The following is a 24,114-nucleotide window of genomic DNA, read 5'->3' as shown; positions in this document are numbered from 1 at the left end:
GTCAGAGAGTGAGAAACGCTTACTGTGCGTTGTCCACGCCCGTGTGGGTCTGCGGAGAGAAGGTCCAGCCTTCGCCGTAAGGCTGCGGCATATAGGCCATCCATCCGCGGCTGGAGACGTTCCAGCCAGCTGTGGAAACTGGTGCTCCGGTCGTACGCAGCTTCTGCATGTCAGCAGCAGATACGGTTCCCGGTGCCTTGTTGCCCCAGCCCTTGCGCATGAAGTTCACGACATCGGCCATCTGCTGGTCGGTGAGGTGGTTCTTGAAGCCGGGCATGGCGATGGCGGAGGGTGCCGTGTTGGTCGGGGGCAGAATGCCACCGAAGGCCACGACATTGGCGAGCGACGTCGGATCATCCGTCAGGACGACCGGGTTGCCAGCTAGCGGCGGGAACATGCGGTTGACGCCCGTACCATCATTCATGTGGCAGATGGCGCAGTTGTGCAGATAGACTTCCGCACCGGCATTCCCCTGAGCACCCTTGTCCAGCAGGGCGGTCGTCTGACCGTCATCCTGGCCGAGGTTATTGCCTTCCGGAACGGCCGGCATGCTCTTCAGGTACTTGGCCGTGGCGCGCAGGTCGTCGTCTGTCCAATGTTGCGTGCTGTAGGCCACCACGTCGGCCATGCCACCGAAGACGGCGGAGTGGTCGATACGGCCGCTCTTGAGGAAGGTGACGATGTCATCTTCAGACCAGCGACCCAGACCCGTATCGCTGTTGCTGCGCAGGCTCGGGGCGATCCAGTTGTCGATCGGTGCACCGCCGGACAGATAGACGTTGCCGCCGCTCGTTCCGTAAGCCTTGAGCTGCATTGCGAAGCCACGGGGCGTATGACATTCGCCGCAATGGCCCGGTCCGTCGACGAGGTATTCACCGCGAGCGATTTCGGGGTTGCTGATGCTCTTGTCTTCACCCGGCGTCATGCTCGGAACGAACATGGCGCGCCACACTGCCAGCGGCCAGCGCATGGAGAGCGGCCAGCTGATGTCCGGTGCCTTGTTGGCAAGGGCGACCGGCTTCACGCCATGCATGAAGTAGGCATACATCGAGCGGATGTCGTCGTCCGACAGACGCGCGAATTCAGGATAGGGCATTGCCGGGTAAAGCGTTGCGCCATCCTTGCGGATACCCTTGCGGACGGCCTTCGTGAAGTCCTCAAGGGTGTAGCTGCCGATCCCGTGTTCCGGGTCCGGCGTGATGTTGGTCGAATAGATCGTGCCGATCGGGCTCTTGATTTCCAGACCGCCCGCATAGGGCTGTCCGTGCAGAGCCGTGTGGCAGGCGATGCAGTCTGACAGGCGGGCAACATATTCGCCACGCTTGATCAGGGCTTCATCAGCATCCTGGGCATGAGCGGCGCCGAAAGACACCGCCATGAGGCCGATAGCGGCCGCGAATTTCCATCCCTGTTTCATCTCAGATCTCAGCCTATCCCGAGTTAATGCGTTCAGCATGTCACATGCTCCTTATGCAAACCGCTGTCTCAGGGGTGATCCGCGGTCGGAATATCGGCCGAGGACTGCGGGACATCGAGGAACTGATCGTTAGGGACGCCCTGCTTGTTTTCACGGGCTTTCACTTCGCCCTCATAGGACTCGTTAGACCGCTTCACGAGGTAGTTGCGGATATCTTCAATCTCGGCCGGGGACATGGATGTGTCGAAACGATCCATGCCGTAGGCGGTCAGAGCGCCCTTTCCGACGAGGTTGTAGAATTTCTCCTGGCCGCGGATTGCACCGGACCACCGCAGGTCAGGCAGAACGCCACCCGAGATACCGTTGTCGCCGTGGCAGGCCGCGCAATACGTCTGGAACTGGAAATAGCCGTTTTTGATACGGGCTTCATCCCACTTCTCAGGCGGCTTGACCGGCAGGAAGCCGAGTTCGTTCTTCGGCGGCAATGCGTCCTTGCCGTCCAGCGCGAAAGCGATCACGCGGGAATGGTTGACAGTCCAGCCGGAGGTCCGGGCCACGCCACCGAGGAAGAACGGATAGATGCCGCCCCAGCCCACTTCAACCGCGACATACTGCTTGCCGTTGGCGGTATAAGTGATGGGAGGCGCGATGATGGCGCTCTGTGCCGGGAAGCTGAAGAGATCCTTGCCGTTCGTCGCGTCATAGGCATGGAAATCGCCGGTTGCGAGCCCCTGGAAAAGGAGACCGCCGCCCGTTGCAAGCAGACCACCGTTCCACGGACCTTTGTGGTCAACCGCAAAAGCTGCCTGCTGCTTTTCCGGATCCCAAGCCAGAATCCAGCCCTTCAGATCTTTTAGGAACTGGGCCTTATCAGCTTTGTGCTGCGGATCGGAATCGTCGATCAGGCCGATCTTGTTCATGTCCAGCCCAAGATTCCAGCTGTCATGGTGGGCTTTGAAGCCCCCCTTCTGCGGATCATAGACGAACGGAACCTGCTGTGCGGGGATATAGACCAGCTTCGTCTGGGGGCTGTAGGCCATGGAGGCGAAGTTGTGGCCACCCAGATCGCCCGGAATACCGTACCAGGGCTTGCCCGTCAGCGTCCACAGAGCGTCAGGCACGTAGTTCGGACGGCCCGTGACAGGGTCCAGACCATTGGCCCAGTTTTCGTAGGTGTAGGGCTTGCCGGAGATGAATTTTCCGGTCTTCGCATCGATGATGTAGAAGAAGCCGTTCTTCGGGGCATGGACGATTACATGGCGCATTTCGCCGTTGACTGGCATGTCGAGCGTCATGATCTGCTGGACCGAGGTGTAATCCCACTGGTCCATCGGCGTTTCTTGGAAATGCCAGACGTACTTGCCTGTATCTGGGTTGATCGCGACGATGCTGCCGAGGAAGAGGTTGTTACCCTTGCCTTCGGAGCGGAACTTGTAGTTCCAGGGCGAGCCGTTGCCGACGCCGAGATAGACGAGGTCCGTCACGGGGTCATAGACCAGCGAATCCCAGACGGTACCGCCGCCGCCCTGCTGCTTCCAGGCTCCACCCTTGCCCCAGGTCGGATAGGCCTTGGACATCAGGACGTCGTCGGAGGCTGCGCCGTCGGGCTTGTTGTCGGGGTTCGGAACCGTGAAGAAGCGCCAGTCCATCTTGCCGGTTTCGGCATCATAGGCCGTCACGAAGCCACGGGCACCAAACTCGGCGCCGCCGTTGCCGACTATGACGCGGCCCTTGGCGATGCGCGGTGCGCCATCAACCGTGTAGGAGCGCTGGTGGCCGAGTTGGGCTTCCTTGGGGATCGTGTAGACACTCCAGACCAGTTTTCCGGTTTTGGCGTCGAGAGCGATCAGGCGTCCGTCGAACGTACCGAAATAGACTTTGCCGTTCCAGTAAGCAGCACCACGGTTGACAGTGTCACAGCAGCCGCGATCGGCGATGTTGCCCGGAACTTTGGGGTCGTAGGCCCACAGGAGCTTGCCGGTCGCTGCATCCAGCGCCTTCATCTTGCTCCAGTTGGTCGTGGCGTACATGACGCCGTTTACGACCAGAGGCGTGCCTTCCTGACCGCGGTTCGTATCCAGATCATAGTGCCAGGCGAGCTTCAGCTTGCCGACATTGTCCTTGTTGATCTGGTCGAGCGGGCTGAAGCGCTGCTCGGAATAGGAGCGTCCGTAGGACATCCAGTTTCCGACATTGCCACCGTTATCGGCACTTGTAATGGCTGCGCCCGTATCTTCCTGCGCAAAAGCGACGGGAACAGCAGCTGAGAGTGCCAATACGGCCGCGCAGCTGAGAAGGCGCTTTTTCGTAACCTTGATCGGCGTCAGTAGACCAGAAGTCATGATCCAACTGTCCTTTTTGTAAAGACTGTTTCCGCTGTGATATTCTGGACCTGTGCAGTCTTGAAAAGGGCAGGGGGAAATCCTATCCTCTCAATCCAACGATCAGTACCAGATACCGCCAGCATGAGAACTTACTGACCCTATTTTATTGTTTAAGACAAACACGGCTTCTGACGTTTCCGTGAGGGGCGGGGCAGGATGATCCTGAAACGGGCTATGATGTGGCTCAGGGAATGATTACAGAGGCGTTCCGGATAACGTCCTGTCGCGTTTCTGATACAAAAAAGGGCAGTTTTCCAACACATTACAGAGTATTGCTGGAAAGCCTACTGAAGCGGTACAATATGTTTATTTTGCATATTGGTGCCATGCGGTATGCGATATTCGCATGGCTAAAAAGCCTCGCTCTTTATGGCAACGCTGCCGGATTGACGGTTTTGAGCGGCTCGGGCACCGTGTCGTTCATGCCACAGCTATCCTGCCACTCACCTTTCGGGGCCCTTACCATCAGTGAAGATGAGGGCCAGATCGTCGCTCTGGACTGGGGTTGGGGGCGCGATCAGGAGGAGACTCCACTTCTTCTGAAGGCCCGCGACCTTCTGGAGCGCTATTTTGATGGGGAATCGGTCGATTTCGACACGCTGCCCTATCGCCCTTACGGGACTCCGTACCGCCAGAAGGTCTGGGACGCGCTGCGCCGGATTCCCTACGGCAAGACCCGGACTTATGCGGATATCGCGGCCGAGGTCGGCGGGTCTGCGCGGTCGGTTGGCGGGGCGGTTGGGGCGAATCCGATTCCGATCCTGATCCCCTGTCACCGTGTTGTTGGCCGGGCGGGACTTGGCGGATATTCGGGACTGGGAGGCATCGCGGACAAGCATGCCATGCTGCATCTGGAAGGCGTGCTGTAACAGGCAGGTTTTTTCCCGTCATTCCGGGTGATCGGACAACAAAAAAGGGGAGCTGGAGCTCCCCTTTTTCATGTCGGCCATGCTGATCCGGGATCAGTTGTTCATGGCGTCGAAGAAGTCCTGATTGGATTTGCTGTATTTGAGCTTGTCCAGCAGGAAGTCCATGGCGTCCATCGTGCCCATCGGGGCGAGGATGCGGCGCAGAACCCACATCTTGGACAGTTCGGCGCGATCGACCAGCAGTTCTTCCTTACGCGTGCCCGACTTGGTGATGTCGATGGCGGGGAAGGTGCGTTTGTCGGCCAGCTTGCGGTCGAGGATGAGTTCGGCGTTGCCGGTGCCCTTGAACTCTTCGAAGATGACTTCGTCCATGCGCGAGCCCGTGTCGATCAGGGCCGTTGCGATGATCGTGAGCGAGCCGCCTTCCTCGATGTTACGCGCGGCGCCGAAGAAGCGCTTGGGGCGCTGCAGGGCGTTGGCGTCCACACCGCCGGTCAGCACCTTGCCCGAGGAGGGGACGACGGTGTTGTAGGCGCGGGCGAGGCGGGTGATGGAGTCCAGAAGGATGACCACGTCGCGCTTGTGCTCGACGAGGCGCTTGGCCTTTTCCAGCACCATTTCCGTTACCTGGACGTGGCGGGTTGCCGGTTCGTCGAAGGTGGAGGAAACGACTTCGCCGCGAACCGAGCGTGCCATGTCCGTCACTTCTTCCGGGCGTTCGTCGATCAGCAGGACGATCAGGAACACTTCGGGATGGTTGGCGGAGATGGAGGCGGCGATGCTCTGGAGCATCACGGTCTTGCCGGTGCGGGGCGGAGCGACGATCAGGGCGCGCTGGCCCATGCCGATCGGCGTCACGAGGTCGATCACGCGCGGGGTGTAGTCGCGCTGGTCTTTCTTGCCCTTGCTGCGCGGAGAGGATTCCGTGATGGCGGCTTCGGACTGTTCGACTTCCATCTTCAGGCGACGCTCGGGGTAGAGCGGCGTGAGGTTGTCGAAGTTGATGCGGGTCCGGACGGTTTCCGGGGCCTCGAAATTGATAGTGTTGACCTTCAGCAGCGCGAAATAGCGCTCGCCGTCGCGCGGGGCGCGGATCTGGCCTTCAACCGTGTCACCCGGGCGCAGGCCGAAGCGGCGCACCTGCGTGGGGGAGATGTAGATGTCGTCGGGGCCGGGAAGGTAGTTGGCTTCCGGGCTGCGCAGGAAACCGAAGCCGTCCGGCAGGATTTCGAGCGTGCCTTCGCCGTAGATCGCCTGATCGCGTTCGGCAAGGGCCTTGAGGATGGCGAACATGATGTCCTGCTTGCGCATGGACGAGACGTTCTCGATCTCCAGTTCCTCTGCGTAATCCAGAAGGTCGGCTGGGGATTTTTTCTTGAGTTCGGCAAGATGCATGAAAGACGCGCCTTGATGTGCCGGTAGTGGCAGACCTGATAGGGGGAGGGATGCGCGACCGTACAGAAGGCGGGGCTACTGAACGGGAACTGCTTGTGTCAGGCGGTGATCTGTGAGGATTTCGCAGGACGGGGGAAGCAGGAAGCATCCGTAAGGAAAGGGAGACCGGGTGACAGGACGCCACCGGAAAGTCGTCCTTCGCTTACCGGAGCGCGCGAAGCAGTGTCAAGACTCCTGCGCAGGCTCCGGATCACTTTGATCTATGTCAGATTTCAATCAGGCCTTCAGCATGGCCTCCGCAGTGCGGAGGGAGAGCGCCATGATCGCCAGAGCCGGGTTGGCGGCGGCGGCGCTTGGGAAGATCGAATGATCGGAGATCCACAGATTATCGATATCGAAACTGCGACCGACCGGATTGATGACATTGCTGTCGGCGTCAGTGCCCATGCGGCAGGTGCCGATCATGTGGGCGGCGCGGTCGATGACGCGGATATCCTTTGCGCCCACGGCCTCCCACATCTGCGTCAGCAGGCGGGCAGCATGGTGGTGCATGGCCCATTCATTGGGGCCGTAGGAATGTTCGATCAGCGGTTTGGGGATGCCGAAGGCGTCTTTTTCGTCCGAGAGTGTGACGCGGTTTTCGGGGCGGGGTAGGCATTCGCCGTTGATGCCCATGCCTGCGGAGCGGTTGTATCCGGCCAGCGACCGGGCGAAGGCCGGGCCGCGTGTCGTGGTGCTGCGGGCGAGGTTCTGGCCCCATGTCGCGGGCATCATGCCCAGCGACTGCACGAGGTAGCCGCCGACGAAATCCGCGTCTTTGGGGCGCATCATGTCTTCGGTGATGGTCAGGGACGGGTAGCCGCGATTGGGACGGATGTCTTCGTCGAACTCGCCCCAGACCTGTGTGGAGACATGGGTCATGTAGTTTTGGCCGACCTGACCGGAGCTGTTGGCGAGGCCGTTGGTCAGGAGCAGGCGCGGGGTTTCGACGGCACCGGCGGCGAGGACGAGGGTCGCGCATTTCTGGCGGTGCTCGACGCCGTTCTGACGATAGACCACGCCGGTCACGCGGCCGGAGCTGTCGCGTTCGATTGTGTGGGCGAAGCAGCCGGGGCGGAGTTCCGCACCATAGGCGACGGCCATGGGGAGCCATGTGTTGTCCGTGCCCGACTTGGCGCCGTTGCGGCAGCCCTGATGGCAGGCCCCGCAGTTGGCGCAGGCGTGGCGGGTGCCGAAATGCGGCTGTTCGATATCGCGTGTGATGAGGGCAGCGGGGCCGTCTGCGTGGCGGAGGCCGAGTGCGTCACAGCCTTCGCGCATCTTGAGTGCGGCGGAATTGGCGGGCGGGGGCGCATAGGCATAGCGGCGCTCCGGGTCCCATGGGTAATAGGCCGGGCCGGAGACGCCGATGAAGGATTCCACGCGCTCGATATAGGGCAGCAGTTCGTCCAGACCGAAGGGCCAGTCCACGCCCTTGCCGGTTTCGGTGTGCAGGTGAAAGTCGCGGGCGTCCATGCGCGGCATGAAGGCACCGTAATGGAGCATGGAGCCGCCAAGACCGGTGCCGCTGTTATTGCCACCGAAAGCCTGCGGGTTTGTGCCTGCGGAGAGGCGTTCGTGCAGCCAGTAGAGTTCGCGGGCAGCCACTTCGTCCGGCGTGTGTCCCGTAGCGGAGAAAGCGGGTCCGGCTTCCAGCACCACGACGCTTTTGCCGTTGCGGGCGAGTTCTGCGGCCAGCGGCGCGCCACCGGCACCGCTGCCGATGATGAGGGTATCGATGATGTCCGTTTCGGCGAATGTCTTCATGACGGTCGTACTGCTCATTCGCTGGACTCTGCCATCTGGAGAAGGGGAGCGGTGGTTTTGGGTTCAAAGGACTCGCGGCTGTCGGGGCCGACTTCGGTGAAGCCCTGAAAGACAGTGTCGCCGCCGGTGAGGCTGGAGGAAATGCCGAGTGCCTGCTGGATGCGCGGGTCGCTCATGAGGCAATCTACGACCTCGCCACGCAGGTCTCCGGCCCAGCGTTTCATCTGGGATGCCGTGAGACGGCCTTCGCGTTCGAGACCGATCTGCCCGTCCATGACGGCGTCGAGCAGGGCGCCGCGCAGGTCCGGGGCCAGGTGGATGAAGGCGAGTCCGTGCTGTTCGGCCGCGACGTCGTCGAGGGTCAGGAGAGCGGATTCCCAGGCTTCGGCATCGGGCGGGAGGTCCGCGAAACGCCAACCGTCGCGGGGGCCAGAGAGCGCGGCGTCGATCCGGGCTGTCATGGCAATGTCGGTGGCGGGAGGTAGGATTTCGTCCAGCGGGAGCAGGACGGGCAGCAGCGCGTCGAGGACGGCATAGGCCCGGAGCGACAGGGTGCGCGGCTGTGCGGTGGAGACCGAAAGCCGCGATGTCAGGATCTCGCGGGTACGGGTGGAAAGATGGTCGGAGTCCAGAATTTCAGGACGGTCGGGCGGGTGGGACATTGCGGCCTCCTGTGTTTTGGTTTCAAAGTCCGGCGACGGGGAGGGTTCCGCCTCCCACTGGGAACGAAGATGCAGTATTCTGCATTCTTAACCTTTTCCGGACAGAGTGCCGGGTACGGCACAGACATTTCCCCGCTTCGCGGCGGGACGCAAGACAGGGAAGCAGCATGACGGTCGAAATCAGGGTTCCGGCGCTTGGAGAAAGCCTGACGACTGCGACTGTCGCGCGGTGGCTTAAAAACTCCGGCGACTATGTGCAGCATGACGAGACCATCGTGGAGCTGGAAACGGACAAGGTCAGCGTTGAAGTGACCGCGCCTTCCGCCGGGCGTCTGGAAGATTGTGTGGCGGTGGGCACGGAAGTCGAGATCGGCGGCCTACTCGGGGCTGTGGACGAAACGGCGGAGGCACCGGCTGCGCCTGAACCTGTCGCGGCTGAACCGGCTCCTGCTCCCAAGGCTGCGGCTTCGGAACCTGTCGCATCGCCTGCGCGCGTCACGCCTCCCGCTCCTGAAGCGCCGAAGCCTGTTTCCGTTACCCCGGCCCCGAAGCTGTCGTCGCATGAAGCGCGGGAGCGTCGGGTTCCCATGAGCCGTCTGCGCCAGACGATCGCGCGGAATCTGAAGGCGGCGCAGAACACGGCGGCCATTCTGACGACGTTCAACGAGATCGACATGTCCGCCGCCAAGGCGCTGCGAGCGGAATACAAGGACGAGTTCGAGAAGAAGCATGACGGGGCGCGTCTGGGCTTCATGTCCTTTTTCGCGCGGGCCGTGGTGGGTGCGCTGAAGGATTATCCGGCGATCAATGCGCAGATTGAAGGCGATGAGATCGTCTATCGCGATTTCGTCAATCTGGGCATTGCGGTGGGCACGGAGCGCGGACTGGTGGTGCCGGTGCTGCATGATGCCGATCAGATGAGCTTTGCCGAGCTGGAGCGTCGCATCGCCGATTATGGCAAGCGGGCGCGGACGGGCGGTCTGAAGCTGGAGGAACTGTCGCACGGGACGTTCTCCATCACGAATGGCGGAATTTTTGGGTCTTTGCTTTCCACGCCGATCCTGAACACGCCGCAGTCGGGAATTTTGGGGATGCATGCCATTCAGGACCGTCCGGTTGTGCGGGACGGGCAGATCGTGATCCGGCCGATGATGTATGTTGCGCTGTCCTACGATCACCGGATCGTGGACGGGCGGGAAGCGGTAAGCTTCCTCGTCCGAATCAAGCAGCTTGTGGAAGATCCGAGGCGCCTGCTTCTGGATTTGTGATGCCTTTTGCGTGGCTGCTGCGTTGAAGACGTTCCAGTCATGCCGAACGCCGGACAGGTCTCTGTTCCCTCGCGTTCTGTCTGTTGTTCCGAACCCGAGGATGGTGCCCTGAAGATGCGTGATGTTTCCAGACTGACGCGGTTTGCAGTTCTGTTATGTGCGTCCACAACAATGATTGTGGGGTTGGCACCGCTAGCGGCCTGTGCGCGGCCGGATGGCGCGGGCCCCGAACTGTCCGGCCATCAGCCGGATACGATGCCGTCTCTGGGGGTATCGGTTCCGCCGCCAGCCAGCAATCCGCCGACCGATACACCGCCACGGCCCGATCTGGCACCGCCGCCGCTGGATATTCCGGATCTGCCGGTTGTGTCCGATGAGGCTGCGCGGGAGGAGGCGTCGCGTCTTTCTGTGCTGATGAAGCATAATATCAAGGGGTTTAGCACCTATACGCCCGAGCGCCGCCGGGCGTTCCTGACGCTTGCAAAGGAGCAGGTGACGCAGGCGAACATGCCGATTTCGCGGCCGCAGCTCATTATGGTTGTGGATCGCAACGAGCAGATCCAGCATCTGGATTACGTTCTGGCATTACCAGATGCGCCGTGGGAGTCTCTTGGGGGGACGCCGGTTTCGACCGGGACGACGGGGCGTAAATATTATTACATTACCCCGGTCGGTGTTTTTCAGAACACGGCGGACCGTCTGGGCTACCGGGCGGAAGGCACCAAAAACAAGAACGGCATCCGTGGCATCGGCGCGAAGGGATCGCGCGTGTGGGACATGGGGTGGCAGACGGCGATGAAGGGCTGGCTGCCGCGTCATGAAACCGGACAGATCCGGCTGGAGATCCATGCGACGGACCCGCAGTTTCTTGAATGGCGTCTGGGGCATCCGGCGTCGGAAGGCTGCATTCGCATTCCGACGACCATGAACAAGTTCATGGATCATTATGGCTTGATTGATGCTCTCTATGAACAGGCTGCGAGCTACGATCCGCGCTTTCAAGCACTGCTTCCAAAAGATCGTCAGCCCACGCCGATTGCAGGAGATCTGGTGGTTGTGGTGGATTCAGGACCACTAACTGAGCCGAAGATTGACCCTATTGCAGATAAAAGACCGTTACCGTAAATATAAAATAAGGAATATTTCAAAATAAGTATGAATATTTGAATTAAAACGTGTGAAAGTTTCATTTCAGGAGCGGTAAAGCGGTTTTCCTGATCTGAAGCCTTCCGTATGGAGTGCGCGCCAATCACTGGAGCCCACTCCCCATAACGTTCAAGATGCGTAACCATGCCCTGCCTTCCGGGTGCTTTGCCGGTGCCCTATTGCTGGGAGGAAGCGCCCAGGCTGATGTTTCTGACGCAAAACAGAAGAAGCATGAGGAACACAAAGTCGGAAAAGAAAAAGACGCGACGCCCGGTGTGGAAAATCTGACCGTTCTGGGTCATGCCGCGCGAATTGCGCCTGCGACAGTTCCGCTGGACATTACGGAGCCGACATCAAAAATTCAGTCCGGCTTTCTGAGCAACAACATTATTCCGCTTGCCAGCATCGACGACATTATCCGCTTTCAGCCGAGCGTTTATTCCCAAAATCCTAACGGTCCTGGAATGGGTAAGGCAGAGGCGATGAGCCTTCGTGGTTTTCAGGACGGTCAGTATAACATGACGTTCGACGGCATTCCGTTTGGCGATGCCACTGATCTGCATCACACGACATCGTCTTTGTTTATTTCGCATTTCCTTGGAGAGGCGCAGATTGATCGGGGTCCGGGAACGGGGTCAACGATTGGCAATGCCACGTTCGGTGGCACGATGGGTTTTACGTCCAAGACACCTCCGGCAAAGAGGGGGGTGTCGCTGTATGGGACCTATGGCAGTTTTAATACGCGGGCTGGGGGTATCGAGTTCGACAGTGGCAAGACGCGTTTTGGTCGTGCATTTCTCGATATGCAGCATGAGGAGACGAAGGGATATTTGACCAATTCGGCAGAGCGCCGGAGCAACCTGATGTTCAAGGACGTGATTGACCTTGCGCCCGAGACGACGCTGACATTGGAGACGACCTATAACAAGGAATGCCAGTGATATTCCCGGGAATATGCGGACGCCAAATTCCGTTCTTATGGCGATACGTTACGATTCAAAGCGCATACGTCTTATGCTGACGTTCTGTTTGGTGTGTGGGCGGAGGTGCAGAAGGACCGTCGGTACACCTATGCACTCGATCTGAGTAAAAATTCGATACCGGTTCCGTCTAAAACAGGGTCGGCTTACAGCTATGATATTTCGGATCTGAACACGACCATTCAGCCCTATCTCGAACTGGATATTCACCCCTGGAAAGGTGCGGTTATCAAGCCGGGTGTGAAATATTCCATGTTCACAAGGGATTATGATGTAGCCATTAACAAGTCCACGAAGATGCCGCTGAATGATACGCAGTATTATGGATCGTGGCAGTCTTCTATTGCGATCAATCAACGGATTATGAAAAACTGGAGCGCGTATGCACAGATCGCGCGTGGTTTTCTGGCGCCTCCGATGTCGGTTTTTCAGGTGAAATCGGTTGGAAACGTGAAGCCTGAAACGACGCTGAATTATCAGGTGGGGTCGGTCTATCACGGCAAGAACTGGATGCTGTCACTGGATGTATATTATATCGATTTTTCCAATTATATCGCCTCCGCACAGATCAAGGTCGATGGGATCGGAACCGCGTCTACATATGTGAACAGTGGTGGCGCGATTTATAAGGGGATCGAGCTTGAGCGGCAGTATGTCATTGGATATGGCTTCTCACTTTACGGCAATTACAGCGTCAATGATGCGCGCTACAAACATAGCAGCGTGCGCGTTGCGACGACGCCGGATTCACTGGCATCGTTCGGCCTGTTTTATGAAAATCCGAAGGGGCCGTATTTCTCGCTGATGGGGAAATATGTCGGGCATCACTGGGGGCTGGACAGCACCACGAATGCGGCTGGAAATGCGGTGTTTGAAAACCAGTACAAAATCCACAGCAACGTAACGGCGGATCTGGCACTGGGGTGGCGTATTCATAATATCGGTGGTTTCATGCGCGACGTGACGCCGAGCCTCAAGATTTCCAACCTCTTCAATAACCGCTCTATCAGCGATTTCGCGGGCAACCAGTCTTATGGCGATGCGCCGCTTTACTGGCGTCTGGCAGGCCGCAGCGTCTTCTTCAACATGACCGCGACCCTCCCGTGAAAAAGACGCACTCTGTTTTTCTGCTGGCCTTGTTCCTGACGGGATGTTCGGGCGATGCCTCCGTGCCGTCAGGACCTGTTCTGGAAAAAGTCGTGCTGCTGTCGCGGCACGGAATCCGCAGTCCGACGACTTCTGCGACGGCTTTGCGGGAGAAGACCGGTTTTGACTGGCCGGAATGGTCTGTTGCGCCCGGAGAAATGACGCCGCATGGGGCTGCGGCGCTTGGGGCCATGGTTCAGGCTGTCAGGACGCATTATGTGGATCTTGGATTTGATCCGTTGCGATCCTGTTCCGACGGTGTGCGGATCTGGGCGGATGGCGCGGATCATCGGACGCAGCAGACCGGGCAGGTCTGGGCGCGCAATCTGGCTCTGGACTGTCATGTTTCTGCGCAATGGCAGGAGCATGGGCCGGACCCTGTGTTCAATGCCATTTCGGCTGGTCGCGCGGTGCCGTCGAAGCAGGAGACGGAGCAGGCGTTTGCTTCCATGTTGCCTGTCTCGAAGCATTCGGATGTTCGGGGTGGTTTGCAGGCTTTGCAGACACTGATGGCGCCCGGCGCGTGTGAGGGTATTGCGTCTACGGCGTGGTGTCTGCGCGATGATGCGGTGCTTGAATGGAAGAAAGGCGCGCCGCGTCTCTCGGGAGGGGTGGCGACGGGCGGCATGGCGGCTGAAAGTCTGCTGCTGCTGTATTCCGAGGGCTTTCCGTTCGATGTTTTCGGGTCTGCCAAAGTGGATGTTCCGGGGCTGCTGAAAACCGTTCTGCCGGTTCATGAAGCAGAGAGCCGGATGTTGCGGCGTCTGCCTGTCGTGGCGGCGGCGCGTAACGGGGTGATGGCCGAGAGCATTCGGGCGTTTCTGGCGGACCGTCCGGTGACGGAAATTCCGGGTGTGACGGACTCCACGCGTCTGCTGGTTCTGGCGGGGCACGATACGAATCAGGATGCGCTGGCAGCGATTTTCGGGCTGTCATGGACGTTTGACGATCAGCCGGACAGCACTGCGCCGGATACGGTTCTGGCGTTCGAGCGCTGGCGTTATCCGGACCGGCACGTTGTGGTCAGAGTGCGGATATTCCATCAGTCTCTTGAGGAGCTGCGTGCGGGGCAGGCGTCCGGTGTGGAGCGTTCGATGCAGACGCTTGAGCCGTGGAAGGCAATCCTTCTCTGAGGTCAGCGTTTCATAAAAAAAGCCCGGCTGTCACCAGCCGGGCTTTTTTCGTGATGGAGAGGGCGCGGATCAGTGCGTCCAGTCAGCCGGAACCTTGCCGCCGTTCTTGGCCAGCTCGGCATAGACCTGCTTGATGAGCCAGACGTTCATCGTCGCGGTGTCGTCCGTGCTGCCCGAATAATGCAGTTCGCCTGCCAGTTCCTTGCGGGACTGGAGTGAGCTGTCGAGGCCGAGCAGCTTCAGGAGGTCCACGATGGAAGTCTTGTAGTTCAGCGGCTGGCCTGCATTTGCGGCCAGACCGGACAAGACGGCGTCCACATCCACGGGCGCTGCTGCCGGGGCTGCTGCTGCGGCCGGAGCGGCTGTGGCGGAGGGTGTGGCGGCTTCTGCATGTCCGAAGATCTTGGACATGATCGTGCTGAAAAGACCCATGGGTGTAACTCCTGCTGGTTAAGGAAATCTGGAAGGGCGCAACCGGGTTTCGCCCTTCCAGACCGGCCTCGTCTTAGTAGCGGTATTCTTCGTGTTTGAACGGACCGTTGACGGGAACGTCGATGTAGTCCGCCTGTTTCTGTGACATTTTGGAAAGTTCTGCGCCGACCTTTGCGAGGTGCAGGGCAGCGACCTTCTCGTCCAGAGACTTCGGCAAGGTGTAGACCTTGACTTCGTACTGACCGGGCTTTGCCGTCCACAGTTCGATCTGCGCGAGCGTCTGGTTGGTGAAGGATGCGGACATCACGAAGGACGGGTGGCCCGTTGCGTTGCCCAGATTCACCAGACGGCCTTCGGACAGAAGGATGATGCGGCGGTTCGGAGCCAGCTCGATTTCGTCGACCTGCGGCTTGATGTTGTTCCAGCGATAGTTGCGCAGGGCTTCGACCTGAATTTCGCTGTCAAAGTGACCGATGTTGCAGACGATCGCACGGTCTTTCATCTCACGCACATGGTCGATCGTGATGATGTCCACGTTGCCGGTGCAGGTGACGAAGATGTCGCCGCGCGGGGCTGCGTTTTCCATCGTGACGACTTCATAGCCTTCCATGGCGGCCTGAAGGGCGCAGATCGGATCAACTTCTGTCACGAGCACGCGGCAGCCTGCGTTGCGCAGGGAGGCAGCGGAGCCCTTGCCCACGTCACCGTAACCGGCAACCACGGCGACCTTGCCGGCCATCATGACGTCCGTGCCGCGACGGATCGCGTCCACGAGGCTCTCACGGCAGCCATACAGGTTGTCGAACTTGGACTTCGTGACGCTGTCGTTCACGTTGATGGCCGGAACCTTCAGCGTGCCCTTCTTGGACATTTCCCACAGACGATGCACGCCCGTTGTCGTCTCTTCGGAGATGCCGCGCACGTCCTTGAGCATTTCGGGGTATTTGTCGTGCATCATGATGGTGAGGTCGCCACCATCATCGAGGATCATGTTCGGCGTCCAGCCATCGGGACCATGGATGGTCTGCTCGATGCACCAGTTGAACTCCTCTTCCGTCAGACCCTTCCAGGCGAAGACGGGGATGTTCGCTGCGGCGATGGCGGCGGCGGCGTGATCCTGCGTGGAGAAGATGTTGCACGACGACCAGCGGACCGTGGCGCCGAGGTCGATCAGCGTCTCGATCAGAACGGCGGTCTGGATGGTCATGTGCAGACAGCCAGCGATGCGTGCACCCTTGAGCGGCTGTGTGTCCTTGTACTCTTCGCGAAGAGCCATCAGGCCCGGCATTTCGCCTTCGGCGATGGAGATTTCCTTGCGGCCCCAGTCTGCCAGAGTAATGTCGCGAACCTTGTAATCCTGCGTCGTCATGAAATGGCCCTTGCTGCCCATCTTTGGATGGCTGCCTGTATAAAGGCTTGGCGGAGCCGCGCAAAGGGCGGGCCCGGCAATAGGCTTTTACCTCTTATTCCGGCGCAGACGTCTTGCTGGGGGCGGACGTCTTCTTGTGCGTGTGATGGTGTTTGCCGGGGAGCGTGTGCACGTCCTTCTGGTCTGACGGGACGGGACCGGTTTCGTTCGTGCTGCGGGTCATGGGGCTGGGCGCGGCGGGAGCGGGTTGGTCCGGCTGTTCCGTGATGGTGCGCGGGTTGGTTGGCAGGGCGTTGTTCGGCTGGCTGATTGTGGAGTTCTGCGCTTTCTGGATCGCGGAGGTCGAGGTCTGTGGCTGATCGTTGCTGGGTGCGCTGACAGCCTGAGCCATTGCAGGAGCGGCGATTGCGGTGCCAAGCAGAAGGCTTGTGGCGAAAAATGCTGTGCGGATGGACATGGATATTCCTTTCCGGAGGAGCGTGCCCGTATGTCGGGGCAGACTCATTGCGATATGGTGTTTTAACTGTCTGTTTGGGGTGGAGTTGCATTTCTGTGACGGTTTGGGTGCGCAAAGGCGGGTATATTGCGTCTGTATGCAGGGCATGCGAGAAGCCGGAGAGGGCGTGTTGCCCCGTCGTTTCTGTTGAACCTGCATGCCGGTTCTGCCGGTCCTGAACCCCCTGAAAACAGGAGGATGTCGTGTCAGACAGCACTGCCTACAACTTCCCCTTCACGGTTCTGGACCCACAGCATCAGGAAACCGGCGCGCCTGCGTTCGCAAACGGGCTTGTCTGGGCGGTGCATGCCGTTCCGGGACAGGAACTGCGGACGCTGGGATCGGCTGAGGTCGAGGCGCTTCTGGCGCCGGGACGTCCGCTTGAGAATGAAGGCTGGTACTGGCTGCATTTCGATACGGTGCACAGTTCGGCGCGGGGCTATGTCGCGCATCTGCCAGATCTGCCCGAAGACGTCTGTGCCATGCTGGCCGAGACGGAATATGGCATTGCGCTTGAGGCGTTCGAGGATCTGATCTGGGGTGCGCTGCCCGCTTTTGATGATGCGCTGTCCGAAGAAGACCGGGAGATCTGTGCCTGGCGGTTTGCGATGCGCCCGGATCTGCTGATTACGACGCGACGCAATCCCATTCCGGTACTGGGGGCGGCTTATCGCTCTCTGAGGCCGGATCAGATCCCCAGGACGCCTGCGGGGATTATTGACCGGGCCTTGCGGGAATTTACCGGAACTGTTCGGCGTCAGCTCGGGCATCTGGATGATGAGCTGGATCGGGCGGAAGATGTGCTCCTGCTGATCGAGCATCGCTCTGATCTGGGGCATCTGGGTAGTATTGTGGGCAAGGTGCGTCGTCGTGCGACCGAGCTGCGCCGGGTTGTGACGCCAATTGACCGCGTTCTGAAAGACGAGGATCTGGATCTTCCGGACTGGGCGGAGGACGAACTCCGGGACCGTGCGGAGCGGCAGGTTCATGCGGCGCTGGACGATCTGATCGCGCTTCAGGACCGTGCGCGGTCATTACAGGACGAGCTTGGGTCCAATCAGGCGGAAGAGACCAACAGGCGGCTGTATATCGTTTCGGTTGGGACCACGTTGATGCTGCCCGCGACATTCGTAACCGGGTTCTTCGGCATGAATACCGGTGGGATGTTTCTGGCTCAGGGGTCTTTGGGGACCGTGGAGGCAGGCATTGTCTGTTTCGTCTTCATGAGCGTGACGTTTCTGTTCATGAAGGTGGCGCGTCTGCTCTGACGGTCGTCAGGTTTTCATGTGGTACACAAGAAAAAACCCCCGTGTCTGACACGGGGGTTTTTCGTTAGAGACCTGATTATGATCAGGTGTTGATCAGGTGTTCTGGGGCTTGCGGGAGTTTGCGGCTGCAACAGCCTTGCCCCACTGGACCAGTGTCTTGGTGCAGTCCGTCCGGTCGAGCTTGCACTCGATGAGCGTCGGGCCACGGGTGTTCTTCTTGGCCTTGGCGATGGCTTCGGCCAGTTCCTCGCCCGTCGTGGCATGCAGGCCGAGACCGTACTTGCCGCTTTCCTCGCCGGGGACGCCCTGATTGAAGCACTGCATCAGAGCGGCGTAGTCCCAGTTCTGGATGTAGTTGTACGGGCCGTCATGGATGGCGATTTCGATGACGTAGCCGTGGTTGTTCACGAGGAAGATGATGACCGGCAGTTCGTAGCGGACCATCTGGGCCACTTCCTGCGCGGTGAGCTGGAAGGAGCCGTCACCGACCATCAAAACATGTTTGCGCTCCGGCGAGCCGGTGGCGTTGCCGAACATGGACGGAACGGACCAGCCAATATGGCCCCACTGCATTTCCGTCTCAAGCTTCGCGCCTTCGGGAAGATGCATACGCATGGCGTTGAACCATGAATCGCCGGTCTCTGCGAAAAGGGTGGTGTTGCCGTCGACCAGTTCGTTGATCTGGCGGGTCATTTCGTCGTTGGTCAGTGCCTTGGACGGATCGGCCTTCGGCAGGATGACGGGCTTGTATGCGCCGGTCAGGGCGGCGGACTTCTTCGGGGCCTTCTCGCTCAGTGCTTTGACGAATTCCTTGAGGCGGAAGCCGTTGAAGGTTTTGCCGTTGACGGTCACGCGGTCCGGATCGACCTCGAGAACCTTTTCGCCACGTACGACGCTCTGCCAGCCACCCGAGGAGTAATCGTTCCAGACCGGTGCAAGGGAGATCACGGCATCCGCGCCTTCGATGATCTCCTGTGCGCCCGGGCTGCTGACATCGCCCCAGTACACGCCACGGAAGCCCGGATGCGTTTCGGGGAAGTAGCTCTTGCCCGCGGCCATGACCGTGACGGGGCAACCGAGCTTGTCGGCCAGTTCGACCGTTTCCTTAAGGGCTTCGGCGGCGCGCAGCTTGGTGCCGACGAGGATGGCGACCTTGGTGGCCTTGTCGAGGAAGCTCAGGCTCTCGTCCAGAGCGGCCTTGAGGCTGGCTTCGTCAGGGCGCGGGTGGGCGTGTAGGGACGACACCGGACCTGGATGGACGCAGGGTGCGGCCGAGACGTTACAGGCTATTTCGAGATAGGCTGGCTTCTTCTCGCGAAGCATGGTGCGGATGACATGGTCGATCTTTGCCGGGGCTGTCTCAGCACATGTGATGCTTTCGGCCGCACAGGTGACGTGCTTGGCCATTTCCATCTGGTAACTGTATTCTGTCGTGCCGATCGTGTGGTGCAGGACGTGGCCCGAACCGTGATCGTTGGAGTTTGGTGCTCCGGAAATGACGAGGATCGGCAGGTTTTCGGCATAAGCGCCGCCGAGGCCATTCATGGCGGAAATCGCGCCGACGCTGAAAGTGATGATGGCTGCTGCGGCACCATTGGCGCGGGCATAGCCTTCGGCGGCGAAGGAGCAGTTCAGCTCGTTACAGTCATAGATCTGCTTGGTGCCGCCCTGTTCGATCATCTGGTCGAGCAGAACGAGGTTGTAGTCACCCGCGACGGCGAAATGATGCTTCAGGCCGATCTGTGTCAGGCGTTCGGCAAGATAATGTCCGACAGTGTAGGTCATGATTTCGATACCTCAGGAGCCATAGAGACGATCAGATGACTGGATGGTCTGGCGTGCTGACAGGATCATGCAGTCATCCGACCCGAGACAAGGCGGATGGCGGGTTGCTGGCTGATGTCTGGAGCAGGGTTGTGAGGGGCGATGTGCCGTCAGGGAGGAGCGGAAAATCGTGAAAGTCGGGAGAGCGATTGTCTGTCGTTAAATCATCGGGAGTGTAAGAGAAGAGACGGTCCGTTCCGTTAAGGTGGCCTCCTGAAGCGGCAAGAAAATAATCTGTTACTGACATATCTTCCCATGACAGCCGGAAAATAGACCGGCTTAGTATTAAATACCTGTCTGCTCCAGACGTATGAATGTTTAGAACAAAAATCCTGTCTGTGAAGGACATCGATCAAAAATTACAATTAATTGAAAAAAACCCTTTCTCATGAGGGGGAATTGAATACAGGCAGACAATTTCTGTGGAAATGATGAGGACTGGAATGGTCTTGTTCAGGTATTGTATCCGACAGGGATAATTATAGTATGTTTTATATCTGGGATAAAACTTTTCATATATTTCGTTATTGGATCTGTTTTTATATTATTGCTGATGAAGCGGGTGTTTCGCGGGATACATTAAAATGGATGGGCTGGGCGTTGGTGTCCCACGTCAGTGCGATTTTGGCGGTGGCTCCTGGCATGATCTGGCCGATCTGGATCAGGGCAGCCGTATTCAGGAACAATGGAAGATGCCTGTCGCCAAACTGGAGCATGAATCCCTGTTGGAGCGTGGGTGTAGGAAGGTCGTGCCCCGCATCGTCTTGCAGCTTTACGGTGTTGGGCTTGAGGATCAGGGACAACCCACGCAGCATCTCGACTGTCATGGGAAAGAAGATTTCCCATCCCCCTGGCTCCGGGGCCAAAAAATCTACGGGCTCTGGACCAAGAGGGGAGCTTCTCAGATAGGTGCCGGTCCGCGGGATGAAAAAGACCACGCGGTTCGGGAGGAATTCCTGCATTTCCATTTCAGGAAAAGGGCGTGGCATCGAAATCCGCTTTTCCAGAACCGGACGGCAGGGAAGCTGGAAAGGTAAGGGAACGGCGGTGCTGAGGCCCGGAAGGCGGCCTTCCTGAAAGGGGGTGCGGTCGAGGGCGTCCCTTACGGAATTATGATCGAGCATCCAGCCGAACCAGTCCATGAACCAGAGGCGGAGTGTCGGAGGGGTCTCAGTCATCATGTCTCCGAAGGCTGTTGGGTGAGAGTCAGACATTTCTTCATGACGCCGGGCAGAGCGGCGCGTTTCGTTGAACGGAACGTGCCGAAAGAGGAATCGATCCCTGCATTATGGCCCTGTGGAAGGCAAGCCTCATAGACCGTGAGGAACAGGGTGAAATGGGTGAAGACGTGGCGGATTTCGCCTCTGTTGGTCCAGTCGGTCAGGCAGGGCGCATGACCAAGGGCTTCGTCTTTGCTCCAGGGTGCGCTGCGCCAGTCCGTTCCGGGAAGCTCGTCCATGCCGCCCAGAAGGCCGGTGGGAGGGCGGGTTCGCAGCAGGATCTGACCGCTGGAATCGTGCAGGAGGAAATGTACGCCGTAACGGGTGGGGCGTGTCTGTTTGGGCTGTTTGGCCGGGAGTTGGGCTGCGATTCCGCGAGTATGGGCGATGCAGGAGGTCTGCCAGGGGCAGGTCAGGCATGCAGGGTTGCGGGGCGTGCAGATCGTTGCGCCGAGGTCGAACAGGGCCTGTGCGAAGTCGGAGGGACGGCTTTGGGCGACAGGATCGGCGTTCAGGAATGCGGCCTGTTTCGCCAGAAGGGGCCGCGCAGCCGGGAGCGGCTCTTCGGTTGCGTTGAGGCGGGCCGTGACGCGTTCGACATTGCCGTCAACGGGGACGACGGGGCGCCCAAAGGCGATGGCGGCAATGGCGCGTGCCGTGTAGGCACCGATTCCGGGAAGGGTCAGCAACTCTGTGACCGTGTCTGGGAAACCGCCGCGTTCAAAGACGCGTTTCGCACAGGCATGGAGATTGCGGGCACGGGCATAGTAGCCGAGTCCGGCCCAGAGGTGCAGGACGTCTTCGAGCGGGGCTGCTGCGAGATCCTGGACTGTAGGGTAATGCGTGAGAAAGCGCTCGTAATAGGATATGACGGCTTTGACGGTCGTCTGCTGGAGCATGATCTCGCTCAGCCAGACGGCATACGGGTCTGGACGCTGGCCGGGCAGGCTGCGCCAGGGAAGGGCGCGGCGGTGGTGGTCGTACCAGCGCAGCAGGGCGGATGCATCAGGAGTCACGGGAACGGATATGACGAAGGATCGCGGTTCGGACAAGCGCCCGTTGCGAAATACGGCCCGAAAGAAACCGGCGCAGGAGCCTGATGGCTGGGTTCCCGCGCCTGATCGCAACTGGACGCCGCGCCGTTCGGGCACGAAGCAGATCGGGTCTTTCGTGCAGGCGCTGACACAGCCTGTCTTCAAGAAGAAGCCACCGGTTCTGGCGCGTCTGATGATGGACTGGGCGGATTTTGTCGGTCCGCGACTGTCCAAACAGACCGAACCGCGCCGTTTGTCGGCGGGAACGCTGACGCTGGCCTGTGCGGGACCGATTGCCATGGAGCTTCAGCATCTGGCGCCGCAGATCATCGAGCGCATCAATGTGGCCTGTGGGCTGCGGGGCGAATATGGGATCGAGCGTCTGAAGATTGTTCAGGATCTGGTGGCGTTCGAACGGCCGACGCCGAAGCGTCCGAAACCGTTGCAGATCGAAGTGCCGGATATCGAGGACGAGGAGCTTCGTCTGGCGCTGGAAAGCCTTGGGGGGCATCTGGGCGCGAAGCGGAAGCGAAGGTGACGGAAGTGTTTCACGTGAAACAAGTTGTTTCGTCATGGAAAGGCCCTCTTCCTACACGATCTGGTAATGCCGATATGGGACATATGATCGGGCTTTCCCGCAGGAGACTTGCCATGACCCTCACATACAAACCGGCCGTTGCACTGATGCTGGCCTTGCTGGCGTCCACGATTTCCGCTCCCGCCTTTGCGCAGCATGGGGGCGGCCCGGGCGGCCCGGGCGGAGGTCCGGGTGGCGGAGGTGGTGGATTTCATGGCGGTGGAGGCCCCGGTGGGGGCTTTCACGGTGGTGGCATGGGACCCGGCGGGATGGGAGGTGGCTTTCATGGTCCGGGCGGTGGTGGGTTCCGCCCTCCCGGCGGTGGATATCATGGAGGTTGGGGCGGCGGTGGCTATGGCGGTGGCCGTCCCGGCTGGGGATTCCGTGGTGGCGGCTGGGGCGGAGGCTGGGGTGGCCCGCGCTTTGGCGGCTGGGGCTATCCGGGCTGGGGTGGCTGGAACGGCTGGGGTGGACCAGGCTGGTTTGGCTATGGCTGGGGAATGCCGGGCTGGGGCGGCGGCTGGGGCTGGGGCGGTTGGGGCCTGGGTGTCGGACTCGGCGTTGCGACCGGCATGGCGATCGAGGCTTCGCCTTATGGCTATGGTGGTGGGTACGGCGGATACGGATATGCGCCGGGTTATGCTCCCGGTTATTACGCCGCGCCGTCCTATTCGGGTGTGCCGCCTTACACCTGGGGATACTGATCAAAAAAAGCCGCCGGAGAATCTCTCTCCGGCGGCTTTTTCGTATTCTGCGGGTTTGAGCCCGGTCAGTCCGTGACGAAATCCTTCGCATGATAGCCCTGTGCGAAAAGATGCGCGCGCAGGCTGGCGAAGTTGATTTGGGTGGGAATGATGCGGCGGACATTCGGTTTGGCATGGAAGGCCAGACCGAGGCCCGCGCTGGCGAGCATGGGGATGTCGTTGGCGCCGTCGCCGGTTGTCAGGGCTGCGCGAAGCTGCACGCCGCGCTCTGAGGTCAGGCGTTCGAGATGATCGCGCTTGGCGTCGGGTCCGAGGATCGGGCCAGCGAGACGACCGGTGATTTTGCCGTCTGCGATTTCCAGTTCATTGCCGTAATTCTCGTCGAATCCGCACAGTTCGGCCACGCGCTGGGTGAACCATGTGAAGCCGCCTGAGACGAGCGCCGTGCGGCCATTATGCTTGCGCATGGTCTGCACGAGTTCGCGGGCGCCTTCCGTCAGGGTGACGGATTCCCAGACCTGTTCGAGAACCGAAGCCGGTTTTCCGGCCAGAAGGGCCACGCGCTGTTCGAGCGCGGTTTCGAAATCCAGCTCGCCGTTCATGGAGGCGCGGGTGATGGCCGCGACGTCTTCCCCGCAGCCCAGAAGGTCCGCCAGTTCGTCCAGCGTTTCGCCCGTGACAATGGTGCTGTCCATGTCCGCGACGAGGACAGCCCGGCGGCGACCGCGCGTTTTGAGAAGCAGCGCATCGACACGATAGGGCGCGAGCGTTGCGCGGATCGTGGCGATGTTGGCCGAACCGGGGCGCGGCGGCGGGCAGGGAATGTCGACCGCTTCGCCCGGAGACAGGACGATCGGCGCGTTACCCTTGACGAGCGCGCGGGCCATGTCGATGGCCTCGGGTTTGAGGGGGCCGGATTTCCGGTCGGCGATGAGGGTCAGGACGGCAGGAAGGGACATGAGATCTCGTAACGGTCCGGCACGT

At 59.9% G+C, this 24,114-nt stretch carries 20 protein-coding genes and 1 pseudogene; 9 read left to right on the top strand and 12 right to left on the bottom strand.

The features are described 5' to 3' along the window. Positions 1-19: 19 nt before the first annotated feature. Both GKO01_RS04230 and GKO01_RS04225 read right to left on the bottom strand, forming a co-directional pair. Complete coding sequence (locus GKO01_RS04230; protein ID WP_099285919.1) at positions 20-1,456, bottom strand: cytochrome c; 1,437 nt, start codon at positions 1,454-1,456, stop codon at positions 20-22. 29 nt (positions 1,457-1,485) lie between these two features. After that, positions 1,486-3,759: a PQQ-dependent dehydrogenase, methanol/ethanol family gene (locus GKO01_RS04225; protein ID WP_099285918.1), complete on the bottom strand. Its 2,274-nt coding sequence runs from the start codon at positions 3,757-3,759 to the stop codon at positions 1,486-1,488. A gap of 464 nt (positions 3,760-4,223) precedes the next feature. On the opposite strand from GKO01_RS04225, the gene GKO01_RS04220 reads away from it, so the two are divergent. Further along, positions 4,224-4,670 (top strand): methylated-DNA--[protein]-cysteine S-methyltransferase, encoded by a 447-nt coding sequence (locus GKO01_RS04220; protein WP_086647993.1) that lies wholly within the window; start codon positions 4,224-4,226, stop codon positions 4,668-4,670. A gap of 93 nt (positions 4,671-4,763) precedes the next feature. On the opposite strand, the gene rho is transcribed toward GKO01_RS04220, so the two are convergent. The 3 genes from rho to GKO01_RS04205 all read right to left on the bottom strand — a co-directional run bounded on the left by rho (position 4,764) and on the right by GKO01_RS04205 (position 8,533). Then, positions 4,764-6,065 (bottom strand): transcription termination factor Rho, encoded by a 1,302-nt coding sequence (gene rho / locus GKO01_RS04215; RefSeq protein ID WP_099285917.1) that lies wholly within the window; start codon positions 6,063-6,065, stop codon positions 4,764-4,766. A gap of 276 nt (positions 6,066-6,341) precedes the next feature. Then, positions 6,342-7,871: a GMC family oxidoreductase gene (locus GKO01_RS04210; RefSeq protein ID WP_099286096.1), complete on the bottom strand. Its 1,530-nt coding sequence runs from the start codon at positions 7,869-7,871 to the stop codon at positions 6,342-6,344. 14 nt (positions 7,872-7,885) lie between these two features. Beyond that, positions 7,886-8,533, bottom strand: a complete 648-nt coding sequence (locus GKO01_RS04205) for a gluconate 2-dehydrogenase subunit 3 family protein (protein ID WP_099285916.1) — start codon at positions 8,531-8,533, stop codon at positions 7,886-7,888. Positions 8,534-8,700: 167 nt separating this feature from the next. Between GKO01_RS04205 and sucB the strand changes: the two genes are divergently transcribed. From sucB to GKO01_RS04185, 5 genes and pseudogenes are all read left to right on the top strand, one after another. After that, a complete protein-coding gene (sucB, locus tag GKO01_RS04200; RefSeq protein WP_099285915.1) occupies positions 8,701-9,801 on the top strand; it encodes a dihydrolipoyllysine-residue succinyltransferase in 1,101 nt (366 codons plus the stop codon). 114 nt (positions 9,802-9,915) lie between these two features. Next, positions 9,916-10,926 carry a L,D-transpeptidase gene (locus GKO01_RS04195; RefSeq protein ID WP_099286095.1) on the top strand — a complete coding sequence of 337 codons (1,011 nt, stop codon included), beginning with the start codon at positions 9,916-9,918 and terminating at the stop codon, positions 10,924-10,926. Positions 10,927-11,081: 155 nt separating this feature from the next. Beyond that, complete coding sequence (locus GKO01_RS16260; protein ID WP_244901317.1) at positions 11,082-11,888, top strand: TonB-dependent receptor plug domain-containing protein; 807 nt, start codon at positions 11,082-11,084, stop codon at positions 11,886-11,888. Positions 11,889-11,930: 42 nt separating this feature from the next. Further along, positions 11,931-13,034: pseudogene (locus tag GKO01_RS16255) on the top strand (TonB-dependent receptor domain-containing protein); the annotation flags it as partial. Continuing rightward, positions 13,031-14,206 (top strand): histidine-type phosphatase, encoded by a 1,176-nt coding sequence (locus GKO01_RS04185; RefSeq protein WP_099285914.1) that lies wholly within the window; start codon positions 13,031-13,033, stop codon positions 14,204-14,206. The pseudogene GKO01_RS16255 and the gene GKO01_RS04185, both read left to right, overlap by 4 nt. 69 nt (positions 14,207-14,275) lie before the next feature. Here GKO01_RS04185 and GKO01_RS04180 read toward each other — a convergent pair whose 3' ends face one another. The 3 genes from GKO01_RS04180 to GKO01_RS16070 all read right to left on the bottom strand — a co-directional run bounded on the left by GKO01_RS04180 (position 14,276) and on the right by GKO01_RS16070 (position 16,464). Then, positions 14,276-14,638 (bottom strand): DUF3597 domain-containing protein, encoded by a 363-nt coding sequence (locus tag GKO01_RS04180; protein WP_099285913.1) that lies wholly within the window; start codon positions 14,636-14,638, stop codon positions 14,276-14,278. A gap of 73 nt (positions 14,639-14,711) precedes the next feature. Then, positions 14,712-16,007, bottom strand: coding sequence for an adenosylhomocysteinase (ahcY, locus tag GKO01_RS04175; RefSeq protein WP_062107190.1), 1,296 nt, complete (start codon positions 16,005-16,007; stop codon positions 14,712-14,714). A gap of 94 nt (positions 16,008-16,101) precedes the next feature. Then, entirely contained in the window at positions 16,102-16,464 is a 363-nt protein-coding gene (locus tag GKO01_RS16070; RefSeq protein ID WP_174694230.1) for a hypothetical protein, read from the bottom strand. A 242-nt stretch (positions 16,465-16,706) separates the two neighbouring features. Between GKO01_RS16070 and GKO01_RS04165 the strand changes: the two genes are divergently transcribed. Then, positions 16,707-17,771: a transporter gene (locus GKO01_RS04165; RefSeq protein WP_099285912.1), complete on the top strand. Its 1,065-nt coding sequence runs from the start codon at positions 16,707-16,709 to the stop codon at positions 17,769-17,771. Positions 17,772-17,864: 93 nt separating this feature from the next. Here GKO01_RS04165 and GKO01_RS04160 read toward each other — a convergent pair whose 3' ends face one another. The 3 genes from GKO01_RS04160 to GKO01_RS04150 all read right to left on the bottom strand — a co-directional run bounded on the left by GKO01_RS04160 (position 17,865) and on the right by GKO01_RS04150 (position 21,831). Beyond that, complete coding sequence (locus GKO01_RS04160) at positions 17,865-19,556, bottom strand: alpha-keto acid decarboxylase family protein (RefSeq protein WP_099285911.1); 1,692 nt, start codon at positions 19,554-19,556, stop codon at positions 17,865-17,867. Positions 19,557-20,134: 578 nt separating this feature from the next. Continuing rightward, on the bottom strand, positions 20,135-20,776 hold the full coding sequence (locus GKO01_RS04155) for a hypothetical protein (protein WP_099285910.1): 642 nt from the start codon (positions 20,774-20,776) through the stop codon (positions 20,135-20,137). Beyond that, positions 20,773-21,831 (bottom strand): A/G-specific adenine glycosylase, encoded by a 1,059-nt coding sequence (locus GKO01_RS04150; RefSeq protein ID WP_099285909.1) that lies wholly within the window; start codon positions 21,829-21,831, stop codon positions 20,773-20,775. Before GKO01_RS04150 ends, GKO01_RS04155 begins: the two co-directional genes overlap by 4 nt. A 10-nt stretch (positions 21,832-21,841) precedes the next feature. On the opposite strand from GKO01_RS04150, the gene GKO01_RS04145 reads away from it, so the two are divergent. Together GKO01_RS04145 and GKO01_RS15915 are read left to right on the top strand one after the other, a co-directional pair. Then, complete coding sequence (locus GKO01_RS04145; RefSeq protein WP_062032570.1) at positions 21,842-22,387, top strand: DUF721 domain-containing protein; 546 nt, start codon at positions 21,842-21,844, stop codon at positions 22,385-22,387. A 113-nt stretch (positions 22,388-22,500) separates the two neighbouring features. Continuing rightward, on the top strand, positions 22,501-23,130 hold the full coding sequence (locus tag GKO01_RS15915) for a hypothetical protein (RefSeq protein ID WP_099285908.1): 630 nt from the start codon (positions 22,501-22,503) through the stop codon (positions 23,128-23,130). A 65-nt stretch (positions 23,131-23,195) separates the two neighbouring features. On the opposite strand, the gene serB is transcribed toward GKO01_RS15915, so the two are convergent. Next, complete coding sequence (gene serB, locus GKO01_RS04135) at positions 23,196-24,089, bottom strand: phosphoserine phosphatase SerB (RefSeq protein WP_099285907.1); 894 nt, start codon at positions 24,087-24,089, stop codon at positions 23,196-23,198. Positions 24,090-24,114 lie beyond the last annotated feature (25 nt).

The organism is Gluconobacter kondonii (genome assembly GCF_002723995.1).
GTDB lineage: Bacteria > Pseudomonadota > Alphaproteobacteria > Acetobacterales > Acetobacteraceae > Gluconobacter > Gluconobacter kondonii.
This window is presented reverse-complemented; position numbering and strand designations above follow the sequence as displayed.